The 21,627-nt window shown below is 72.9% G+C and carries 16 protein-coding genes and 1 tRNA gene; 6 read left to right on the top strand and 11 right to left on the bottom strand.

The annotated features are described in order from the left end of the window. Positions 1–153 precede the first annotated feature (153 nt). The 3 genes from P2H44_RS18655 to P2H44_RS18645 all read left to right on the top strand — a co-directional run bounded on the left by P2H44_RS18655 (position 154) and on the right by P2H44_RS18645 (position 2,843). A complete protein-coding gene (locus P2H44_RS18655; RefSeq protein WP_275765789.1) occupies positions 154–1,392 on the top strand; it encodes an MFS transporter in 1,239 nt (412 codons plus the stop codon). A gap of 158 nt (positions 1,393–1,550) precedes the next feature. After that, a tRNA-Leu gene (locus P2H44_RS18650) sits at positions 1,551–1,634 on the top strand. Positions 1,635–1,910: 276 nt separating this feature from the next. Then, the gene (locus tag P2H44_RS18645) at positions 1,911–2,843 is read left to right on the top strand and encodes an alpha/beta hydrolase (RefSeq protein ID WP_275765786.1); all 933 of its coding nucleotides are present in this window, start codon (positions 1,911–1,913) and stop codon (positions 2,841–2,843) included. A gap of 161 nt (positions 2,844–3,004) precedes the next feature. Here the strand turns inward: P2H44_RS18645 and P2H44_RS18640 are convergent, their stop codons facing one another. After that, positions 3,005–3,355 (bottom strand): DUF2794 domain-containing protein, encoded by a 351-nt coding sequence (locus P2H44_RS18640; RefSeq protein WP_275765783.1) that lies wholly within the window; start codon positions 3,353–3,355, stop codon positions 3,005–3,007. A gap of 306 nt (positions 3,356–3,661) precedes the next feature. Between P2H44_RS18640 and P2H44_RS18635 the strand changes: the two genes are divergently transcribed. Further along, a complete protein-coding gene (locus tag P2H44_RS18635; protein WP_275766359.1) occupies positions 3,662–5,191 on the top strand; it encodes a gamma-glutamyltransferase family protein in 1,530 nt (509 codons plus the stop codon). 123 nt (positions 5,192–5,314) lie between these two features. After that, entirely contained in the window at positions 5,315–5,800 is a 486-nt protein-coding gene (locus tag P2H44_RS18630; RefSeq protein ID WP_275765781.1) for a RidA family protein, read from the top strand. Between the two features lie 70 nt (positions 5,801–5,870). Here P2H44_RS18630 and P2H44_RS18625 read toward each other — a convergent pair whose 3' ends face one another. The 9 genes from P2H44_RS18625 to P2H44_RS18585 form a co-directional block, all read right to left on the bottom strand. Continuing rightward, a complete protein-coding gene (locus tag P2H44_RS18625; RefSeq protein WP_275765779.1) occupies positions 5,871–7,631 on the bottom strand; it encodes a SulP family inorganic anion transporter in 1,761 nt (586 codons plus the stop codon). A gap of 106 nt (positions 7,632–7,737) precedes the next feature. Further along, positions 7,738–9,489: a bifunctional protein tyrosine phosphatase family protein/NAD(P)/FAD-dependent oxidoreductase gene (locus P2H44_RS18620; protein WP_275765777.1), complete on the bottom strand. Its 1,752-nt coding sequence runs from the start codon at positions 9,487–9,489 to the stop codon at positions 7,738–7,740. A 159-nt stretch (positions 9,490–9,648) separates the two neighbouring features. Then, a complete protein-coding gene (locus P2H44_RS18615; protein WP_275765774.1) occupies positions 9,649–10,512 on the bottom strand; it encodes an MBL fold metallo-hydrolase in 864 nt (287 codons plus the stop codon). 190 nt (positions 10,513–10,702) lie between these two features. Beyond that, complete coding sequence (locus P2H44_RS18610; protein WP_275765771.1) at positions 10,703–11,389, bottom strand: thiamine diphosphokinase; 687 nt, start codon at positions 11,387–11,389, stop codon at positions 10,703–10,705. A 7-nt stretch (positions 11,390–11,396) separates the two neighbouring features. Continuing rightward, entirely contained in the window at positions 11,397–12,044 is a 648-nt protein-coding gene (locus P2H44_RS18605; RefSeq protein ID WP_275765768.1) for a glutathione S-transferase family protein, read from the bottom strand. A 373-nt stretch (positions 12,045–12,417) separates the two neighbouring features. Then, positions 12,418–14,676: a ribonuclease R gene (rnr, locus tag P2H44_RS18600; protein WP_275765765.1), complete on the bottom strand. Its 2,259-nt coding sequence runs from the start codon at positions 14,674–14,676 to the stop codon at positions 12,418–12,420. A gap of 13 nt (positions 14,677–14,689) precedes the next feature. Then, on the bottom strand, positions 14,690–15,685 hold the full coding sequence (locus P2H44_RS18595) for a CE1 family esterase (protein ID WP_275765762.1): 996 nt from the start codon (positions 15,683–15,685) through the stop codon (positions 14,690–14,692). Between the two features lie 121 nt (positions 15,686–15,806). Then, positions 15,807–18,668 carry a type I DNA topoisomerase gene (gene topA / locus P2H44_RS18590; protein ID WP_275765759.1) on the bottom strand — a complete coding sequence of 954 codons (2,862 nt, stop codon included), beginning with the start codon at positions 18,666–18,668 and terminating at the stop codon, positions 15,807–15,809. Positions 18,669–18,794: 126 nt separating this feature from the next. Next, positions 18,795–19,310: a hypothetical protein gene (locus tag P2H44_RS18585; protein WP_275765757.1), complete on the bottom strand. Its 516-nt coding sequence runs from the start codon at positions 19,308–19,310 to the stop codon at positions 18,795–18,797. 364 nt (positions 19,311–19,674) lie between these two features. Here P2H44_RS18585 and P2H44_RS18580 point away from each other — a divergent pair, with 364 nt between their 5' ends. Continuing rightward, positions 19,675–20,502 carry a sulfite exporter TauE/SafE family protein gene (locus tag P2H44_RS18580; protein ID WP_275765754.1) on the top strand — a complete coding sequence of 276 codons (828 nt, stop codon included), beginning with the start codon at positions 19,675–19,677 and terminating at the stop codon, positions 20,500–20,502. A 93-nt stretch (positions 20,503–20,595) separates the two neighbouring features. Here P2H44_RS18580 and P2H44_RS18575 read toward each other — a convergent pair whose 3' ends face one another. Continuing rightward, positions 20,596–21,546, bottom strand: a complete 951-nt coding sequence (locus P2H44_RS18575) for a D-2-hydroxyacid dehydrogenase family protein (protein ID WP_275765751.1) — start codon at positions 21,544–21,546, stop codon at positions 20,596–20,598. Positions 21,547–21,627: the final 81 nt, after the last annotated feature.

The raw sequence follows: 21,627 nt of genomic DNA, 5'->3' as shown, positions 1-21,627 counted from the left end.
GCCACGCGGCGGGCGCCTGCCATGCGTCCCATGCAAACCCCGGCGCCGCTGCGGTAAATATGGTTGCCTTTGCATCGAACGCGTGTTTGCCTGCCGAGCGGTTGGTTGACCGGGGGAACGTCCCCTGCCCGGCCGTGCGATGGACCCCGTCACATGCTCCGCATCTCCCCCGCCCTGCGTCCCCTGATGCCGATCCTGATCGGCGCCTCGCTGATGCTGACGCTGACCATGGGGCTGCGGCAGAGCCTGGGCCTGTTCATGCCCGCGATCACCACCGACACGGCGGTGACGGTCACCCAGTTCACGCTGGCGATCTCGATCCAGAACCTGTGCTGGGGCGTGTTCCAGCCGCTGGCCGGCGCGATGGTGCCGCGGGTGGGCTACCGGCCGGTGATGGTGACCGGCGCCGTCGCCTACGCGCTGGGGCTGGCGCTGATGTCGACGGCGCAGGGGTTCTGGACGCTGGTGATCGGCGCGGGCGTGCTGATCGGGCTGGGCATGGCCTGCGCCTCGATGGCGATGGCCATGGCGGTGACGGCGCGCTCGGTCCCCGCCTCGGTGCGCTCGATGGCGCTGGGCTGCGTGTCGGCGGCGGGCTCGCTGGGCGCGCTGATCGCGGCGCCGCTGGGACAGGGGCTGATGGAGGCGCTGGACTGGCGCGCGGCGGTGGTGGGCTTCGCGGTGCTGGCGATGCTGATCGCCCCCGCGGCCTGGACCGCGGGCAAGGTCGACAGGCTGCCGGTGCCGCCCACGCCCTCGGGCGACTCTGCCGACGGGCTGAACGCGCGGGGCGCGCTGGCGATGGCCGGGCGCAACCCGCGCTTCCTGGTGATGACCGGTGCCTATTTCGTCTGCGGCATGCAGCTGGTGTTCCTGACCACCCACCTGCCCGCCTATCTCGAGCTCTGCGGCGCCGACCCGATGCTGGGCGCGACCGCGCTGGGCGTGATCGGCGGCTTCAACGTGCTCGGCTCCCTCTTCTTCGGCTGGGCCGGGGGGCGGTGGTCGAAGCAGGCGCTGCTGGGCGGCATCTACATGGGCCGCTCGCTGGTGCTGGCGTGGTTCTTCTCCCAGTGGCCGACGCCCGAGAACACGGTGATCTTCGCCGCCCTGATGGGCTTCCTGTGGCTGGGCGTGGGGCCGCTGGTCTCGGGCTCGGTGGCCGAGACCTTCGGCCTGCGCTGGCAGGCGATGCTGCAGGGCACGGCCTTCATGTTCCACCAGGCCGGCAGCTTCCTGGGCGCGCTGGGCGGGGGCATCGCCTTCGACCTGCTGGGCGACTACGACCTGGCGGTGGCCTTCGGCGTGGGCCTGGGCCTGACCGCGGGCGCGGTGCAGGCGGCGGTGGGGCTGACCGGCCGCCCGCCCTCGGCCCCGCTGCGCACGGCGTGACGGCGCCCCGCGCCGCAGGCGACCCCGCCGGGCCGCGCCGCGGGCGCGAGGCCCGCGACCTGCGCGCGGCCCGACGCGGCGCCCTGCCCGCCGCCGGCCCGAAGGCCGCGTCTTGCGCAACCGCCCCCGCCCGTGCAATTTCCCGCCGCGCGCGCCCTGCCCGGGTGGCGGAATGGTAGACGCAGCGGTCTCAAACACCGCGGCCGAAAGGCGTGGGGGTTCGAGTCCCCCTCCGGGCACCACAGCGCTTGGCGCGGCTTGCCCGCGCCCCCGGCCCTGCGCCAATTTCGCCGATCAGAACGATCCGCCCCGTCGCCGCGCCCGCCCGCGCGTCGCCGAGGGCCGGACGCAAGGCCCGTCCCGACCGGGACGGGAGGGAGGATCACGACCATGCCCCGACCGACGCAGGCCCCCGCCCTGAGCGCGGGCCCCGGCGCGACCGGCCTCCCTCGACGGATCCGAACGCGCGCGTGCAGGCCCCTGCCGCGCCGCGCCACCCCCCGAAGCGGAGACCCCCGATGAAGCTCGATCCCGACGCCGCCCGCGTGCTCGAGGCGCTGGCCGCCCGTCCCTCGCTCGACAGCATGACCCCGGCGCAGGCGCGCGAGGTCTACGCGGCCGGGCGCGCCGCCTCGGTCGGCGCGCCGACGCCGGTGGAGGTGGTGCGCGACATCACGCTGCCGGGCCCGGCCGGCGCGATCCCCGCCCGCCTCTACCGTCCCGCGCCCGAGAGCGCGGGGCCCCTGCCCGCGCTGGTCTTCTTCCACGGCGGCGGCTGGGTGATCGGGGATCTCGAGTCCCACGACGGCCTGTGCCGGCGCCTCGCCGCCGGCTCCGGGTGCACGGTGATCGCCATCGACTACCGCATGGGCCCCGAGCACCGCTTCCCCGCCGCGGTCGAGGACGCCGAGGCCGCCGCCCGCGCCGTCCACGCCCAGGCGGCCGAGCTGGGGGTGGACCCCGGCCGGCTCGCGGTCGGGGGCGACAGCGCCGGCGGCAACCTCGCGGCCGTGGTGACGCAGGCGTTCCGCGACAAGGGCGGCCCGGCGCTGCGCTGGCAGATGCTGATCTACCCCGCCACCGACTTCGCCATGGACACGCCCAGCCAGGCGGAGTTCGCCGAGGGCCACTTCCTGACCGGCCCCCTGCAGCGGTGGTTCCATTCCCACTACCTCGACGAGGCGGACAAGGCCGACGTGCGCGCCTCGCCCGCGCGCGCCGAGACCCTCGCGGGCCTGCCCCCCGCCTTCGTGCTGACCGCCAGCCACGATCCCCTGCGCGACGAGGGCGAGGCCTACGCCGCGCGGCTGGTCGCGGAGGGGGTGCGGGTCGAGACCTGGCGGGTTCCCGGCCAGATCCACGGGTTCATGCCGCTCGACGCGATGATCGCGGCCGCGCCGAAGGCGGCGGCCCTGCTGGCCCGGCGGATGCGGGAGGAGCTGACGGCCTGAAGAGGCGGGACGTCCGCACCGGGCGCGCGCCCCGGGCTCGACCCGGGGCCTCTCCCCTCGCCGGCGGAAGCGCCGAGGCGGGAGACCGCGCGACGGCGCGACGGCGCGCCTGCGCGAGGCTCCGGGTCAGGCCCGGGGCGCCGCGCGGCGGGTCGGGGCGTTCAGCCCTCGACCACCCGGATCAGCTTGGCGTCGAAGACCCGCAGCACCTGGCGCAGGTCGTGGCCGCGCTTCAGGATCCGGCCGTCCATGCCGATCACCGAATACTGCCCCTGCTTGTTGGACAGCTTGGGGCGCTTCTCGACCCGGTAGATCGGCTGCTCGGCCGAGCGGCGGAAGATCGAGAACACCGCGACCTCCCGCAGCATGTCGATGCCGTAGTCGCGCCACTCGCCCGCGGCGACGAAGCGACCGTAGGTCGTGAGGATCGCCGAAAGCTCCGTGCGGTCGAAGGCGACGCGCTCCGGCGACTGGCGGGGCGGGGTCGGGCCGGGGGGAACAACATGCAGCATGACATGAAGATGACGTTCGACCGGCCGCATGGCAAGCATCGAGCGACGCGCGTTTTACATTCCCGCAGGCGAAGATCTGAAGGCGAGCGGGCCCGCGGCGCCGTCTTCGGGGCGTCGATGTCGCTTCCATTCTGCGGGATCGACGTTGCAAGGGCCGGAAAACGGCGGCAGGGTCGCCGCGACCGCCCCGGGCTCGCGCCCGAGGGCCTTCCCCCTGCCGCAGGAGCTTCGCCCGTGACCGCCGCCATCCCCCGTTCCCGCGACTTCCACCTGCCCGGCCGCTCGGCGGCCTACGGGGCGAACGGCATGGCCGCCACGTCGCACCCGATCGCCACCAAGACCGCGGTGCAGATCCTCGACGCCGGGGGCAACGCCGTCGACGCCGCCATCGCCGCGGCCATCGTCTGCGGCATCGGCGAGCCGGCGATGACCGGGATCGGCGGCGACATGTTCGCCCTGATCCACAAGGAGGGCGAGGAGATCATCGGCCTCAACGCCTCGGGCCGCGCCCCCGCGGGCCTGTCGGCGGCCGACCTGCGCGCGCAGGGCCTGTCGGGGATGCCCGACAAGGATCCGCGCTGCGTGACCGTCCCCGGCGCGATCGACGGCTTCTGCCGGCTGGCGGCGGACCATGGGCGCCTCGGCCTCGACGAGGTGCTGGCCCCCGCGATCCGCTACGCCGAGGAGGGCATCCCCGCCGCCCCGCGCGTCGCCTTCGACTGGCGCAACTCCTCCGACCGGCTGACCGGCGCGGCGCGCACGCATTACCTCGAGAACGACGGCCCGCTGGCCGCCGGCCGCCTGTTCCGCGCCCCCGGCCAGGCCGAGGTGCTGCGCCGCGTCGCCAAGCAGGGCCGCGCCGGCTTCTACGAGGGCGAGGTGGCCGAGGACATGGTCGCCAGCCTGCGCGCGATGGGCGGGTCCCACACGCTGGAGGACTTCGCGGCCACCGCCTGCGACTACGTCGATCCCATCGCGGGCGAATACCGCGGGACCGAGCTGGTGGAGCTGCCGCCCAACGGCCACGGCGCCACCGCCATCCTGCTCGCGAAGATCCTGACGCATTTCGACGTCGCCTCGATGGACCCGTTCGGGGTCGAGCGCGCCCATGTCGAGGCCGAGGCCACCAAGCTCGCCTACGACGCGCGCAACCGCATCATCGGCGACCCGCAGCACGCGAAGATCCGCCTCGCGCACATGGTGGCGGACGAGACGGCGGCGAAGCTCGCCGCGCTGATCGACCCCAAGCGCGCGATGAAGAGCGCGACGACGCTGTCCGAGCAGGTGCACAAGGAGACGATCTACCTCACGGTCGTCGACCGCGACCTGACCAAGGTCTCGCTGATCTACTCGATCTTCTCGAACTTCGGCTCGGGGCTCGCCTCGGACAAGTTCGGCATCCTGTTCCAGAACCGCGGCATGGGCTTCACCCTGGCCGAGGGGCACCCCAACGAGGCCGCGGGCGGCAAGCGTCCGCTGCACACGATCATCCCCGCCATGCTCAAGCGCGGCGGCGAGGTGACGACCTCCTACGGGGTGATGGGCGGCGCCTACCAGCCCTGCGGCCACGCCCGCGTGCTGTCGAACCTGGTGGACTTCGGGATGGAGCCGCAGGCCGCCGTCGACGCGCCGCGCTGCTTCTCCGACGTGGGCGGGCTGAACGTGGAGCGGGGCTATTCCGAGGCCGTGCGCAAGGGCCTCGCCGAGCTCGGCCACGACGTCGCGGTCCCCGAGACGCCCATCGGCGGCAGCCAGATGATCGTCATCGACCGCGCGAACGGGGTGCTGATCGGCGCCTCGGATCCCCGCAAGGACGGCTGCGCCGTCGGCCTCTGACCGTACGGGGGAGGGCGCGCGCCCTCCCCCGCCGTCCCCGCGAGATCGGCCGCGCGTCCCCTCCGCGCCGGCGCCATCATCGACGCCGGCGTAGACGTGCGCCGAATCACGGGAGGGGACGCCATGGCGACGCCGGAAGACAGGCTCGCGGACCTGGGGCTGGAACTGCCTGCGCCGGTGGTCCGCCCGCCGGGGGTCCACCTGCCCTTCACGTTCATCAACCTGCGCGGCGACCGGGCGGTGGTCTCGGGTCACGCCCGGCAGGCGGCGGACGGGTCGCTGGCCGGCCCCTACGGGGTCTTCGGCGCGGGCCTGACCACGGCGGAGGGCTACGCCGAGGCGAAGGGCATCGGCCTCTCGGTCCTCGCCAACCTGAAGGCCGAGATCGGGGAGCTGAGCCGCGTGACCGGCTGGGTCCGGGTCTTCGCCATGGTGACCTCGGCCCCCGGCTACGCCGAGCAGCACCTGGTGGCGAATGGCTTCTCCGACCTGCTGATCGACGTCTTCGGGCCCGAGGTCGGCCGCCACGCCCGCTCGGCCGTCGGCGTCGCCGGACTGCCGCTGGGCTTCGCGATGGAGATCGAGGGCGAGGTCCTGATCCGCCCCTGAGCGTCCGCTCCGGCATGAGAAAGGCGCGGCAGGGCGGCCGCGCCTTCCGCTCGTCCGGCTCCGCCCGGGACTATTCGGCGGCCTTCGACGTCTCGACCCGCGGGCTGCGCAGGGTCTGGGCGGCGATCTCCGGGCGCAGGGCCTGGATCGCGTCGAACTGGGTCAGGAACACCCGGCCCGTCAGCTCGTGCAGGAAGTGGGTCTTCTTCAGCCGGTCCATCACCGGGCCCTTCACCTCCGACAGGTGCAGGGTCACGCCCGCGTCCTTCAGGCGGCGGTTGATCTCTTCGAGGCTCTCGAGCGCCGAGGCGTCGATCGAGTTCACCGCCGGGCACATCAGCACCACGTCGCGCAGGTCGCAGTCGCCGGCCACGAGGTCGAGGATCTTGTCCTCGAGGAAGCGGGCGTTGGGGAACCACAGGCTCTCGTCCACGCGCAGGGTCACCAGGTCGGGCACGGTGACCACGTTGTGCCGGTCCACGTTGCGGAAATGCTCGGTCCCCGGCACTTGACCGACAATGGCGCAGTGGGGCTGCGAGGTCCGCCACAGGTGCAGGCCGATCGAGACGGCGACGCCCGCGATCACGCCGGCCTCGACCCCCAGCAGCCAGGTCAGCAGGATCGTCGCCGCCGCCGCCAGCGCGTCGGAGCGCGAGTAGGCCCAGGTCCGGCGGATGGCGCCGAAGTCCACCAGGCTCAGCACCGCCACGATGATCGTGGCCGCCAGCGTCGCCACCGGCAGGAAGTGCAGCAGCGGCGTCAGGAACAGGGTGGCGAGCGCGATGCCCGCGGCGGTGAAGACGCCCGCCGCCGGCGTCTCGGCCCCCGCGTCGAAGTTCACGACCGACCGCGCGAAGCCGCCCGTCACCGGGTAGCCGCCGGTGAAGGCCGAGCCGATGTTGGCGGCGCCCAGGCCGATCAGCTCCTGGTCGGGGTGGATGCGCTGGCGGCGCTTGGCGGCGAGGGTCTGGGCGACCGAGACGCTCTCGACGAAGCCGATGACCGAGATCAGCAGCGCAGACCCCAGCAGCGAGGTCCACAGGCCCAGGTCCAGCGGCGGCGCCGAGATCGAGGGCAGGCCCGAGGGCACGTCCCCAACGATGGCCACCCCCGCCGAGGACAGGTCGAACGCCCAGGAGACCAGCGTGGTGACCGCCACCGCCGCCACCGGCCCCGCCTTGGCGATGGCGTCGGCGAGCTTCGGCCCGAGCCCTTTCGAGACCAGCAGGGGCTTGAGCGACTTGCGCACCCAGAACAGGAACCCCGCCGCCGCCGCGCCGATCGCGAAGGTGACGACGTTGGCCGAGGGGATCGCCTGCGCCAGCCCCCACACCGTCTCGGGCAGCGAGCCGCCGGAGACCTTCACGCCCAGGATGTGCTTGAGCTGGCTCGCCGCGATGATCACGCCCGAGGCGGTGATGAAGCCCCCCACCACGGGGTGCGAGAGGAAGTTCGCCAGGAATCCCAGCTTCAGGAAGCCCATCGCCGCCAGCATCAGCCCCGACAGCAGCGCCAGCGCCATGGCCGCGCCGTAGTATTCGGGCGTCCCGACCGAGGCGACCTGCCCCACCGCCGCCGCCGTCATCAGCGAGACCACCGCCACGGGCCCCACCGCCAGAGCCCGCGAGGTGCCGAAGACGCCGTAGAGCACCAGCGGCGCGATCGAGGCGTAGAGCCCGACCTCCGGCGGCAGGCCCGCGAGCATCGCGTAGGCCAGCGACTGGGGGATCAGCATGATGGTGACGATGACCGCGGCCATCAGGTCGGCGCCGAAGGTCTCGCGGTCGTAGCGCGAGCCCCAGTCCAGGATCGGCAGATAACGTTTCAGCATGGGTCCTCGGGGTCCGCCTGCGCGGGCCGATTGGGGTCCGGCCCGCAGGGCGGGGCGGTTTCGGGGACCGGCCCGCGGACGGGCCGGCCGGGAGCGGGGGCGGGCCTCAGCCCGCCTTGCCGGCGGTCTCGGCCAGGGCCTTGCCGGCGGCGTGGGGCGTCGGCGTGCGGGGCAGGATCTCGGGCGCGGCCAGCCACTCGCGCCCCTTCAGCATCGCGTGCCAGTAGACGGGGGGCAGCAGCTTCTCCTTCAGGAACCAGGCCGCGCGGGTCGGCTGCTTGCCGTCGATCAGCCAGTCGGGGAAGGAGGGCAGCAGCTTGCCGCCGTAGCCGAACTCCGCCAGCACGATCTTGCCCCGCTCCACCGTCAGCGGGCAGGAGCCGTAGCCGTCGTAGATCGCGCGGGGCTCGCCGCCCTCGAGCGTCGCGATCACGTTCTCGGCCACCACCGGCGCCTGCTTGCGCACCGCGGCGGCGGTCTTGGCGTTGGGGGCCGAGCAGGCGTCGCCCAGGCCGTAGACGTCGGCGAAATGCACGTGGCGCAGGGTGGCGGGATCGACCTCGACCCAGCCGGCCGCGTTCGCGAGCGGGGAGCGCGCGATGAAGTCATGCCCCCGCTGCGGCGGAACGGCGTGGAGCATGTCGAACGCTTTCGTCACCTCCTCGGTCCCGGCGTCCGTCTTGCGGCTGAACACGGCCGTCTTCGCCTCGCCGTCGACCGAGACCAGCGTCTCGTTCATCGCCAGCTTGATGCCGTAGGCGTTGACGTAGTTCATCAGCGCGGGGACGTAGTCCTCGACCCCGAACAGCACCCCGCCAGCGTTGCAGAACTGGATGTCGAGGCGACCCAGGCGCCCCTCGCGGTTCCAGTGATCGCAGGCGAGGTACATCGCCTTCTGCGGCGCGCCCGCGCATTTGATCGGCATCGGGGGCTGGGTGAAGATCGCGCGGCCCTCGCGCAGGGTCTGCACCAGCTCCCACGTATAGGGCGCCATGCCGAAGAGGTAGTTGGAGGTGACGCCGTTGCGGCCCAGCGTCTCCTTCAGCCCCGGGATCGCGTCCCAGTCGAGCTTCAGCCCCGGCGCGACCACCAGCGCCCGGTAGGCCAGCCGCGCCCCGTCCTCGAGCGAGATCTCGCGTCGCTCGGGCGAGAACTGGGCGGCGGCGGCGCGGATCCAGTGGACGCCCGCGGGCATCACCGAAGCCATGGGTTTGAGCGTGTCGCGCCGGTCGAAGACGCCGCCGCCGACCAGCGTCCAGCCGGGCTGGTAGTTGTGGATCGACTGCGGCTCGACGATCGCGATGTCGAGCCTCGGGCGGCGCTTGAGCAGGCTCGCCGCCGCGGCGATGCCCCCTGCCCCGCCGCCCACGATCACCACGTCGTAGCGATGCGCCGGCGGCGCGCCGGGGCCCGAGGCGTCGGGCTTGTTCGCCTCGCCCAGCCGCGCGGCGGCCTCGAGCCGCGGGCGCAGGCCGTCGAGGTCGTAGCCCGCGCCCTGCGCGGCCGCGACGATGGCGTCGGGGCTCAGCCGCGGCGCCTTCGCGAGCGCCCAGAGCGTCATCGAGCGGGTGCCCGACCGGCAATAGGCCAAGACCGGGCCCGGCAGCGTCTCCAGCGCCTTGCCGAAGCCGCGGGCGGCCTCGTCGGTCACCTGGCCGGAGGGGACGGGAAGATAGCGGAACTCGAGCCCCAGGCGCTCGGCCTCCTCGCGGATCGTCTCGGAGGAGGGCTGGTCCCCCTCCCCGTCGGGGCGGTTGCACACGATGGCGCGCACGCCCTGCGCGGCGGCGAGGCCGACGTCGGCCGGGTCGATCTGCGGCGACACCGAGAATTCAGGCGAGACGATCTTGCGTTCCAATGGGGGTCTCCTCCGCCGGCCCGGGGGCTTCTTCTTCGTGGGAGGCCCGCCGGGCGCCGCGCCCGGGGGGAGCCTCCCCTCCCCCGGCGCCGGCGTCGCGGCGAGCCCGGCCCGGCCCCTCTCGGCGCCGGACCCGTTTCGGGCGCGCGCGGGCGCGGCTCAGAGCTTGTTGATCGGAACCTTGAGATAGACGGTCCCGTTGTCCTCGGCGGGGGGCATCTTGCCCGCGCGCATGTTCACCTGGATCGAGGGGATGATCAGCTTGGGCATGCCCAGCTGCGCGTCCCGCTCGGTGCGCATGCGGATGAAGTCTTCCTGCGTGTTCCCGCCGCCGACATGGACGTTCTTCGCCTTCTGCTCGCCGACCGTGCTCTCCCACGCGTATTCGTCGCGTCCGGGGGCCTTGTAGTCGTGGCAGGTGAAGATGCGGGTCTCGTCGGGCAGGCTGAGGATCTTCTGGACCGAGTGCCACAGCGTCTCGGCCGAGCCGCCGGGGAAGTCGCAGCGCGCGGTGCCGAAATCGGGCTGGAACAGCGTGTCGCCCACGAAGGCCGCGTCGCCGATCACGTAGGTCAGGCAGGCGGGCGTGTGGCCCGGCGTGTGCAGCACGAACCCCTCCAGCGCGCCGATCGAGAAGCGGTCCTGCTCCTTGAACAGCCGGTCGAACTGGGAGCCGTCGCGCTCGAACTCGGTGCCGGCGTTGAAGATCTTGCCGAAGGTGTCCTGCACGACGCGGATGTTCTCGCCGATGCCGATCTTCCCGCCGACGGCCTTCTGGATGTAGGGCGCCGCCGACAGGTGGTCGGCGTGGACATGGCTTTCGAGCAGCCACTCCACCTTCAGTCCCTTCTCCTTCACCCAGGCGATGATCTCGTCGGCGGATTCGGTTGAGGTGCGCCCGGCGGCGTTGTCGAAATCGAGCACCGAGTCGACGATGGCGCAGGCATTGGAGGTCGGATCCTTGACGACGTAGCTGACGGTGTTGGTCGGCTCGTCGAAAAAGGCGGTCACGTCAGGTCGCATGGATCGCTCCGGGGGTCGGCAAGGGGGTCTGCATGGCTCGGCAGGGAAGATAGGTATGCATTCCTATTTTTGAATAGGTAATTCCGTCGCATTTGAGTGTAGAATGCGCGCGCGCCGCGGTCATCCCCCGTGGTGACGCAGCGCAGGCCGAAATTCGGAAAGCGAGGGGCGCGGGGCGCGGGCGGCGCCCTCAGGCCCCGGGCGCCTCGTCGAGGGAGGCGATGGTCTCGTGCAGAAACCGACGCTCGACCATCACCACCGCCGCGCGGCGGTCGAGATCGAGGCCCACCTGCGCCTGCGCCGCGCGATTCGAGGTGCCGATGCGGGTCTCGGGACCCAACGCCAGCCGCTCCAGCGGCCAGGTCAGCCCGATGGAGGCGAGGCCCGTGCAGGGGCCCAGCGGGAAGATCGAGACGCGCGCCCCCTCGGCCAGCCGCGCGCGCCAGCGCAGGGGGGCGAGGAAGGCCAGGTCCTCCCGCCCCGCCAGCAGGATCCGCCGGTCGGGATGGGTGGCGAGCGCATGGAGCGCGGCCAGCGAATGGTCGAGCCGCCCGCCCAGGAACCCCGCCGCGAGGTAGAGCGGCGCGCGGGTCAGGCGCAGGCATTTGCCGAGATCGGTGCTCTCCTGCTCGGGCTCGTGCAGGAAGCGGGGGCCGAGGCGGGCGCGCCAGCCCGGCGCGTCCGCGATCGAGTCCATGTCCCCGATGATCGCGTCGGGGGGCGGCCCGCCTTCCAGCCGGTCCGCGCCCCCGTCGGCGGCGACCACCGCGCCGCAGAGAGGGCGAAGCTCCGCGATCAGATCGGGCGCGGCCGGCCCCCCGCCCAGCAGCAGAACCGGGCTGTCGAAGACCAGGGGAAGGGGGGCCGGCCCGCTCAACCGCGCCTCACGCCGCCGGCGGGACGTAGCGCTGCAGGGACGGACGGTCCTTCAGCGCGGCCTGCCAGCGCAGGGTGGCCGTGTGCTCGTCCGGCACGCGAGTCTTGGTGACGCGCATGAAATCGAGCGCGATGTAGGCGTTGATGTCGGCCATGGTGAAACGGTCGCCGGCGAGGAACTCGCTCTCCTCCAGGCGCTTGTTCAGCACCTCGAGCCCGTTGGCGAGCGGGCGGCGGTGCCAGTCCGACATCACCGGCTCCTGCACCTCGAGCGCCGCCATCGCGGGGTGCGAGTGGCGGAAGACGTAAGCGGCGGGGAGCATGATCATGAACTCCACCCGGCGGTTCCACTGGTCGATGCGCCCGAGCTCGAGGGGCGTCGCGCCCATCAGGTTCGGCTCGGGATGCAGCCCCTCGAGGAAGCGGCAGATCGCCATGGTCTCGGTCAGGGTCGTGCCGTCGGAGAGCTCCAGCGCCGGCAGGTGGTGGGTGCCGAACTTCGCCAGATGCTCCGGGTCGTAGTGGGCGCGGGTGGCGAGGTCGATCTCCACCCTGGGGATCTCGACCCCCTTCTCCACCAGGAACGCGTTGACGCGGCGCGGGTTGGGGGCGGTGGAGCAGGTCACCAGGCGCACGGGCGCGGGGGTGGCGGTCATGTGAATCCTCCCGGTTGGTTTGGCCGCGACATTGCCCGTCGGGGCGGCGAAAGGAAACCGGGGACGGAGGCGCCCTGCGGGCGGGCTTGGGGATGCGGCTTGGGGGGCGCTTCGATGGGTGAGGGGGGGAGGACGCTCCTGACTCACCCGGAAACAGGGGGCGCGCCTGTTTCCCGGATCCGTCTCTCGCTGAAGATGCCTGAGCGACTCGGCCGGAGGGGTCAAGGACAAGCCCGCGCAAGCGCGGGTCGCTGCGCGATCCCTGACCCCTCCGGCCGAGTCGCTCTGATCGGCATCAGCGAGAGACGGCTCCGGGAAACAGGCGCTTGGCGCCCGGGCGCGGGCGTCGCGCCGGGGCGCCGGGGCGCCCGGCTCAGCCGCGGCGCTTCTTGCGGGCGTGCTTGGCGCGGGCCTTGGAGGCCGACGAGAGCTTCTTGCGGGCGGGCTGCCTGCGGCGCGACGGGGCCGGGGCGCCCTCGCCCTCGATCTCGAGGAGCTCCAGCAGCAGGCCGCCGGTCACGGGCACGGCCTCGGCGAGGCGCACCAGGCAGCGCTGGCCCATGGCGATCACCCGGCCGGAGGTCTCGCCGGTCAGGGTGTGGGTCTCGGGGTCGTGGCGGAACCACTCCCGCCCCAGGCTCGCGATCGGGATCAGGCCGTCGGCGCCGGTCTCGTCGAGCTTCACGAAGAGGCCGAAGCGCGCCACGCCCGAGACGCGGCCCGCGAACTCGTTGCCCACCCGGTCCTGCAGGTAGGCGGCGAGGTAGCGGTCGTTGGTGTCCCGCTCGGCGGTCATCGAGCGACGCTCGGTGAAGGAGATGTGCTCGGCGGTGTCCTTGAGGTCCTCGATCTCCTCGCCGGTCTGGCCGTCGCGCCCCCAGTCGTGGGCGGCGATCAGGGCGCGGTGGACGACGAGGTCGGCGTAGCGGCGGATCGGCGAGGTGAAGTGGGCGTAGGCGCGCAGGTTCAGGCCGAAGTGCCCGAGGTTGTCGGGCGAATAGTAGGCCTGGGTCTGGGAGCGCAGGACGGTGAGGTTGATCAGCTCGGCGAAGTCGGAGCCGGCGGCCTGGTGCAGCAGCCGGTTGAACAGCGCCGGGCGGATGACCTGGGACTTCGACAGCGTCAGCCCGCAGCCCTCGGCCACGTCGCGCAGCGTGTCGAGCTTGTCCTGGCCGGGCTCCTCGTGGACGCGGAACAGGAGCGGGCGGCGCTTGGCCTCCAGCGTCTCGGCGGCGCAAACGTTGGCGAGGATCATGAACTCCTCGATCAGCCGGTGCGCCTCGAGCCGGTCGCGGAAGCCGATGGAGGCGACGGTCCCGTCCTCCGCCAGCTTGATCCGCCGCTCCGGCAGGTCGAGGTCGAGGGGCTGGCGACGCTCCCGCGCCTTCGCCGCGCTGTCGTAGGCGGCGTAGAGGTCGGCGATCGTGCGCAGGTGCGGCTCGATCTCCGCGTCCGGGCGGCCGTCGGCGGCGGCCTGCACCCGCTCGTAGGTCAGCGAGGCGGGGGAGCGCATCAGGCCGCGGTGGAAGTCGTGGGCGCGCTTGGTCCCGTCCTCTGCCAGCACCATGCGCAGCGCGATGCAGGGGCGGTCTTCGCCCTCGACCAGCGAGCAAAGATTGGCGGAAAGCTCCTCGGGCAGCATCGGCACGACGCGGTCGGGGAAGTAGGTGGAGTTGCCGCGCAGCCGCGCCTCGCGGTCGAGCGGCGAGCCGGGGCGCACGTAATGGGCGACGTCGGCGATGGCGACCCAGACGACATGGCCGCCCGGGTTCTCCGGGTCCTCGTCGGGCAGCGCGCAGACGGCGTCGTCATGGTCGCGCGCGTCGGCCGGGTCGATGGTGACCAGCGGCAGGTGGCGCAGGTCCTCGCGGCCCTTCAGCGAGGTCACCGGCTCGGCGGCGGCGGCGGCCTCGGTCACGCGCTCGGGGAAGGCGTCGGGGATGCCCTGCTCATGGATCGCGATCAGGGAGAAGCTGCGCGCGGAGCCCGGCGAGCCCAGCTTGCCCACCACCCGGGCGCGGGGCAGCGCCAAGTCGCGGTTGCGGCGGATCTGGCCGATCTGCTCGGCCTCCACCAGCTCTCCGTTTTCGGCCTCGTCGGCGTCGCGGGCGGCGATGATCCACTCGCGCTGGTCGCCCTTCGAGACGGGAACCAGCCGCCCGCCGCCGTCGGGCGCGCGGCGGAAAATTCCAAGGATCTTGCGGGGGCCGGAGCCGATCTTCTTGATGACCTTGCCGGTGTAGTGATGATCCTCGCCATGCACCGGGGTGACGCGGGTCAGCAGCCGGTCGCCGGGGCCCGGCGCGGGGCCGCGCGAGCCGGGCAGGATCAGGACCTTGGGCGCGGGATCGTCCCGGTCCCAGTCCTGGGGCGTGGCGAAGAGGTCGCCGTTGTGGTCGGGCTCGCCCACCACCAGCACCGCCACGGGAGGCAGGTGGCCGGGGGCGCCGAAGCTCTTGCCCGGGCGCTTCTCGATCACGCCTTCGTCGGTCAGCTCGCGCAGCAGGTCCTTGAGCTGCACGCGCTCCACCCCCTTCAGGCCGAAGGCGCGCGCGAGGTCGCGCTTGCCGGCCTTGTCGGGGTTCTGGCGAATGTAGTCGGCGAGGGTGTCTTTGTCGGGGAGTCGGCTCATCGGCCGCGCGGTATCACGGACCGGGCCGCTCCACCAGCGAAACGAAGAAGGCGGCGATCATGACGGTGGCGTCGGGGGCGCCCTCCGGGGTCGGCGGGCCGAGGCCGTCTCCCTCCCGCCCCTGGTCCGGCGCGCCCGGCCAGCGGTGGCCCATGCCGTCGATCTTCCACTGCATCAGGGGCGCCTCGCAGGCGAACCAGATGCGCTTGCGCCCGGCGCCGTGGGGCAGCGTCTCGTCCAGCGGCGCGCGGCAGTCGTTCATCGCGACGAGCGAGGAGATCGTGCGGTCGACCGAGGCGAGCGCGCCGGCGCCGATCTTGTGCTCCCCCCGCGCCTGGCCGCCGGTCCAGGGGGCGACGGGATCCTCGGTCCCGTTGAAGACCAGGACCGAGGTCGGCCGTCCCAGCGAGCAGTTGAGCGAGGCGGGCCAGGTCGCGCCGACGATGGCGGCGCCCTGCACGAGGCCGGGCGCCTCGCACAGCGTGCGCAGGACCATGGCGCCGCCCTCCCCGAAGCCCGCGAGGATGATGCGGGACGGGTCGGCAAGCCCGTCTTCCGCCAGTTTCGCCACCAGCGCGCGCAGGAAGGCCACGTCGGGGGTGCGCACCGCCTCGCCCCCGTCGACGCGGCGGCGGCCGGCGTTCCAGGTGCGCGCGCCGCCCTCGGGGTAGACGCGCAGCCAGCCGCGGAAGGGCTCGGCGCGGGCCAGGTCGGCCAGCGCCCGGACCTGGAGGGCGGACTGGCCGCGGTCGTGCAGCAGGATCAGGGTCGGCAGGGGATCGGGGCGCGGCGGCTTCGCGCCGGGCAGGATCGGGGCGGGCGCCTCGGGGGCCTCCGGCGCCTCGACCAGGGCCTGCCGGGGGAGGCCCTGCACCTCGATCCCGATGCGCTCGACCCCCTCGGGGAGGGGGGCGGCGGAGGCGGGGGCGACGAGGAGGAGCGGGGCCAGGAGGGCGCCCAGCCCCAGCAGGATCGCGCGGCGGGGCGCGCGGCGGCGGTCCCGGCTCAAGGCCGGGACACGGCGCGGCCGTGGGGCGCGAGGGCGAAGACGGGCGAGGCGGCGAAAGGAGACGCCGCTCGCCATCCGGGCGCGGGGGCCGCGGCGCGGCCCCGGGGGGACGCGCCGGGGATCATGCCTCGCCGCCGCCGTCGAAGACGTCGTCCACCTCGGGGTCGCCGGTGGGGGCGTCCTTCGCGGCGGACTTGGCCGCGGACTTGGCCGGGGCCTTCTTCGCGGCGGGCTTCTTCGCCGCCGACGTCTTGGCGGGCGCCTTCGCGCCGTCGGCGGCCTTGGCCGTCTTCTTCGCCGCGGGCTTCTTGGCGGCGGCCTTCTTGGGCGCCGCCTTCTTGGCCTTGCCTTTGCCGCCCTTGGCGGCCTTGGCGTTCACCAGCTCCAGCGCCTGTTCCAGCGTCACGGTCTGGGGGTCGGCGTCCTTGGGCAGGGTCGCGTTGACCTTGTCCCACTTCACATAGGGACCGTAGCGGCCGGGATAGACCGAGATCGCGCCGCCGTCGGGATGCTCGCCCAGCTCCTTGAGCGGCGTCGCCGCCGCGCCGCGGCCGCCGCGGGCCATCTTCTGGGCGATCAGGTCCACCGCCCGGTTGATGCCGATGTCGAAGACCTCGGACTGGTCCTTGAGGTTGGCGTAGACCGGCTTGGGCAGCTTCTTCTCGCCCTCGGCCTTCGGCGGCTGGTGCATCACGAAGGGGCCGAAGCGTCCGATCCCGGCCTTGATCTCGCCGCCCTCGGGGTGCTGGCCCACCAGGCGCGGCAGCGCCAGCAGGTCGAGCGCCTTCTTCAGGTCCACGTCGTCCAGCGCCAGCCCCTTGGGGATCGAGGAGCGCTTGGGCTTGGGGTTCTCCTCGGTCAGCTCGCCCAGCTGCACATAGGGGCCGAAGCGGCCCGAGCGCAGGGTCACCGGCTCGCCGTCGTCGTCATGGCCCAGCAGCTTGCCGTCGGGGCCGATGGCGCCCTCGCCCTCCTCCCCGCCGCCCATGGGACGGGTGTAGCGGCACTCGGGGTAGTTGGAGCAGCCGATGAAGGCGCCGCCGGAGCGCGCGGTGCGCAGGGAAAGCCGGCCCTTGCCGCAGTTCGGGCAGAGGCGCGGGTCGGAGCCGTCGCCCTTGTCGGGGAAGAGATGCGGCGCCAGCGCCTCGTTGATCGTCTCCAGCACCTCGGTGATGCGGAGCTCGGCGGTGTCCTCGACCGCGGCGTGGAAGTCGCGCCAGAAGTCCGAGAGCAGCGCCTTCCAGTCCATCCCGCCGTCGGAGACGACGTCGAGGTCCTCCTCCAGCTTCGCGGTGAAGTCGTAGGAGACGTATTTGGAGAAGTACCGCGACAGGAACACCGTCACCAGGCGGCCCTTGTCCTCGGGGATCAGGCGGTTCTTGTCCTTGCGGACGTATTCCCGGTCCTGGATCGTCCCGATGATCGAGGCGTAGGTGGACGGCCGCCCGATGCCGAGCTCCTCCATCCGCTTGACCAGCGTGGCCTCGGTGTAGCGCGGCGGCGGCTGGGTGAAGTGCTGCTGGGCGAGCACGGCGCCCTGCCCGGCCAGCATCGCGCCCTCGGCCCGCTCCAGCCCGGCCTGCGTCTCGACCTTCTTGTCCTCGCGGACCTTGTCGAAGGCCTCGCGCAGCGCCTCGGCGGCCAGCGGCGTCGGCTCTCCCTGCGAAAGCGCCGGAAGGCGGCCGTCCTCGTCGTCCTGCGGCTCGTCCCGGCCCTCTTCATAGACGCGGATGAAGCCGTCGAACTTGATGACCTGGCCGGTGGCGCGCAGCGCGACCTCGCGGTCCTTCGAGCGGATCTCGGCCGTCGTCCGCTCCAGCCGCGCGGCCTCCATCTGGGAGGCGAGGGTGCGCTTCCAGATCAGGTCGTAGAGCTTGCGCTCGTCCGCGCCCATGTCCGCGCCGATCTTGCCCGCGTCGCGGGACATGTCGGTGGGGCGGATGCACTCGTGCGCTTCCTGGGCGTTCTTGGCCTTGTTCTTGTAGAAGCGGGGCTTCTCGGGAACGTAGGCGGCGCCGAAGCGGTCCTTGATCGCGGCGCGGGCGGCCTGCACGGCCTCGGGCGCCATGTCGATGCCGTCGGTCCGCATGTAGGTGATGTGCCCGGCCTCGTAGAGGCGCTGGGCCGCGCGCATGGTCTGCTGGGCGCCCATGCCGAACTTGCGCGACGCCTCCTGCTGGAGGGTCGAGGTCATGAAGGGCGGCGAGGGGTTGCGCGTCCCCGGCTTCGCCTCGACCGAATCCACGAAGAGCGAGCCGCCGCGCGAGGCGATGGCGGCGGCCGCCATCTCGGCCCGCGTCGCCGTCTCCAGCGTCTGGCGGTCGATCTTCTTGCCGGACAGCTCCGACAGCCGCGCCTCGAACTCGACGCCCCGCGGCGTCTTCAGCATGGCGCGGACGGACCAGTATTCCTTGGCCTTGAAGGCCTCGATCTCCATCTCCCGTTCGACGATCAGGCGCAGCGCCACCGACTGCACGCGCCCGGCGGAGCGCGAGCCGGGCAGCTTGCGCCACAGCACCGGCGAGAGGTTGAAGCCGACGAGATAATCCAGCGCCCGGCGCGCCAGGTAGGCGTGCACCAGCTCCATGTCGATGTCGCGGGGCGCGGCCATGGCGGCCTCGACGGCGGCCTTGGTGATCGCGTTGAAGGCGACCCTTCGGACGGGCGTGTCCTTCTTGAGGGCGCGGCGCTTCCTCAGCGCCTCCTCCAGGTGCCAGCTGATCGCCTCCCCCTCGCGGTCGGGGTCGGTGGCGAGGATCAGGGCGGGGTCGTCGGCCAGGGCCTCGGCGATCGCGCGGACGTGCTTCTGGGACTTGGCGTCCACTTCCCACAGCATCTCGAAGCCGTTGTCGGGATCGACCGAGCCGTCCTTGGGCGGCAGATCGCGCACGTGGCCGTAGCTCGCAAGGACGGTGTAGTCCTTCCCGAGGTACTTGTTGATCGTCTTGGCCTTGGCCGGGGACTCGACGACGACGACGGCCATGCGGACGCTTCTCCTTGCCGGGGGCGAACGGTCGGGGACCATGTTGGGACGCGGGGCGGCTTGTCAATCCGGGGGCGGGCGGCGAAGTCCGCGGGATCCGACGCGTCGCGACCGGGGCCCGGGCGCCTACCAGCCGCCCTGGTTCACGATCCGGTCGACGTTCAGATAGCCCAGCACGGCCACCGAGACCACCACCGCGGCCATCCCCGCCAGGCGGTTGGCGGCCCGGCGGCGGTAGAGCGCCGCCAGCAGCGGCTCGACGTCGATCTCGTGCAGGCGCGGGGCGATGCGCCGCGCCTCCGCCGCCTGGGCGGCGACCATCAGCGCGGCGGGGCCGGCCAGCATCAGCAGGCCCAGCGCCAGCTCCGATCGCGCGAGGAAGCCCAGCGTCGCCAGCATCGCCAGCAGGAAGCCCACCGTCGCGCCGGTCGCCGCGCCCCAGCGATGCGCGAAGGCGTCGATGCGCAGGATCATCCGGCGCGCGTAGGCGTCGCACAGATAGGCGTCCTCGCCCCCCTCGCGCAGGGCCCGGCGCAGCATGTCCCAGGGCACGCCATGGGTGAAGTAGGACGCCATCGACCAGAACACGGCCGTCAGCGCCCAGTACCAGACCGAGAAGAAGGTGGCGTCGTCGAACTGCATCCGGTGGGCGGGGCCTCGCGCCTCTGCATCGGGACCGGGCGGGACGGGCCGCGCGGGGTCGAAGGGCGTTTATGTCCGCCTTCGCCCGGTTGCGCCAGTGCCGCGACCGCGAGGGCGGGCGCCCCGGGCCGGACGATGCGTCGCGGCGGGCCGCCCGCGCCCGGCCCGCCGACCGGGACGGAACATCGCCGGATCGGCCCACCCCGGCGCGCCGCGCGGCCGTTTCGGGCCCGGCGTCGCGCCTTTCGCGCGCTTTCCACGCTATGGAACCGCGTCGCACGGCCCCTTGTCCCTCCCGCGGCGATCCCCTAGCCGTGGGAAGGTCGCGGCCCGGTCGGGCCGCCAGTCCACAGGAGATCTCCCGATGATCGGATTCGATGCGGCCGGCCTCGCGCTGCTGGCGGCGGCGCTGCTTGCGACCGGCGTCTTCGCCGGCGTTCTCGCGGGCCTGCTGGGCGTGGGCGGAGGCATCGTGATCGTGCCGGTGCTGTCGTGGCTCCTGGCCGCCTCGGCGCTGGACCCGGAGGTGACGCAGCACCTGGCGGTGGCGACCTCGCTGGCCACGATCATCCCGACCTCGATCTCCTCGGCCCGCTCGCACCGCAAGCGCGGCTCGGTGGACATGGGACTCTTGAAGCGCTGGGGCCCGGGGATCGTGCTGGGCGCGCTCGCGGGCGGCGTGCTGGCGCGCTTCGCCTCGGGCGACGCGCTGCGGCTGGTGTTCGGCCTGGTGGCGCTGGCGGTCGCGGTGAACATGGCGATCCCCAAGACGCTGACCGCGGCGAACGAGCTGCCGAAGTCGCCCGCGGGCAACGGCCTGCTGTCGGGCGTCGTGGGCCTGTTCTCCTCGCTGATGGGCATCGGCGGGGGCACGCTGGCGGTGCCGATCCAGTCGGCCTTCTCGGTGCCGATCCGCACCGCGGTGGGCACGGCCTCGGCCATGGGGCTGCTGATCGCGGTGCCGGGCACGATCGCCTTCATCTGGGCGGGCTGGGGGGTCGAGGGCCTGCCGCCGCTGTCGCTGGGCTACGTCTCGATCCCGGCCGCGCTGCTGATCGTGCCGGCCACCTGGTTCTGCGCGCCGCTGGGGGCGAGCCTCGCCCACCGCGTCGACCAGGCCCTGCTGAAGCGCCTGTTCGCGCTGTTCCTGGCGATCACCGCGGCGCGGATGCTGTATTCCGCCCTCGGCTGACGCCGCCCGGGACGGCAGGCGCCGGGAGCGCAGGCGACCGCCGGCGAGCGGGGGCTCGACGCCCCCCGAGCCGGCCTGCGGCCTGAGCCCGCCTCAGTCCAGCTCGCGCACCGGCGCCCCGTCGAGCCATCCCGCGATGTCCTCGACCGCGTCGCCGTAGAACAGCCGGTAGACCGCGTCCGAGACGTAGCCGATATGCGGCGTGCCGATCACGTTGGGCAGGCGACGGAAGAGGTCGTCGCACTCCGGCGGCTCCACGTCGTAGACGTCGAGGCCGGCGCCCGCGATCCAGCCCTCCTGCAGCGCCCGCTCCAGCGCGCCGCGTTCGACCAGCGGCGCGCGGGAGGTGTTGACCAGGTAGGCCGAGGGCTTCATCGCCCGCAGCTCCGCCTCGCCGACCACCCCGCGGCTGCGCGGCGAGAGGACCAGGTGGATCGAGATCACGTCCGCCCGCTTGAACAGCGCCTGCTTGCTTTCGGCCAGGGTCACGCCGACCTCGGCGCAGCGCTCGGGCGTGAGGTTGGGGGACCAGGCCTCGACCTCCATCTCGAAGGCCTGGGCGACCCGCGCCACCCGGCCCCCGATCTCGCCCAGCCCCAGCAGGCCCAGCCGGCGCCCGGCCAGGCGCGTGCCCACCGGCCCCTGCCACAGGCCCTGCTTGAAGCGCGTGGATTCGGCCGAGACCCGGCGCATCAGGTTCAGGATCAGCCCCCAGGCGATCTCGACCGTCGAGTTCTTGTCGCCCCGCGTCCCGCAGACCGTCACGCCCCGCGCCTTCGCCGCCGCCACGTCGATGGCGGCATTGCGCATCCCCGTGGTGATCAGCAGCTTCAGCTCCGGCAGGCGGGCGAGCAGGCTTTCGGGGAAGGGCGTGCGCTCGCGCATCGCGAGGATGATCTCGAAGCCCGCCAGCGCCTCGGCGGCGGCGTCCTCGTCGGCGAATGGCTCGCGGAAGATCACCGGCTCCACCCGGCCGGCGAGCGGTCCCCAGTCCGCGAAGGAGAGGGCCACGCCCTGGTAATCGTCCAGCACCGCGCAACGCATGTCCGGGTCCTCCCTCGACCGTTTACGGGCGCGCGCCGATCGTCGCTCCCGTCGCGTCCTTTTTGACAAGCCGGCCGGTTA

The sequence above is a fragment of the Albimonas marina genome (genome assembly GCF_029223255.1).
In the GTDB taxonomy this organism is placed as follows: domain Bacteria; phylum Pseudomonadota; class Alphaproteobacteria; order Rhodobacterales; family Rhodobacteraceae; genus Albimonas.
This window is presented reverse-complemented; position numbering and strand designations above follow the sequence as displayed.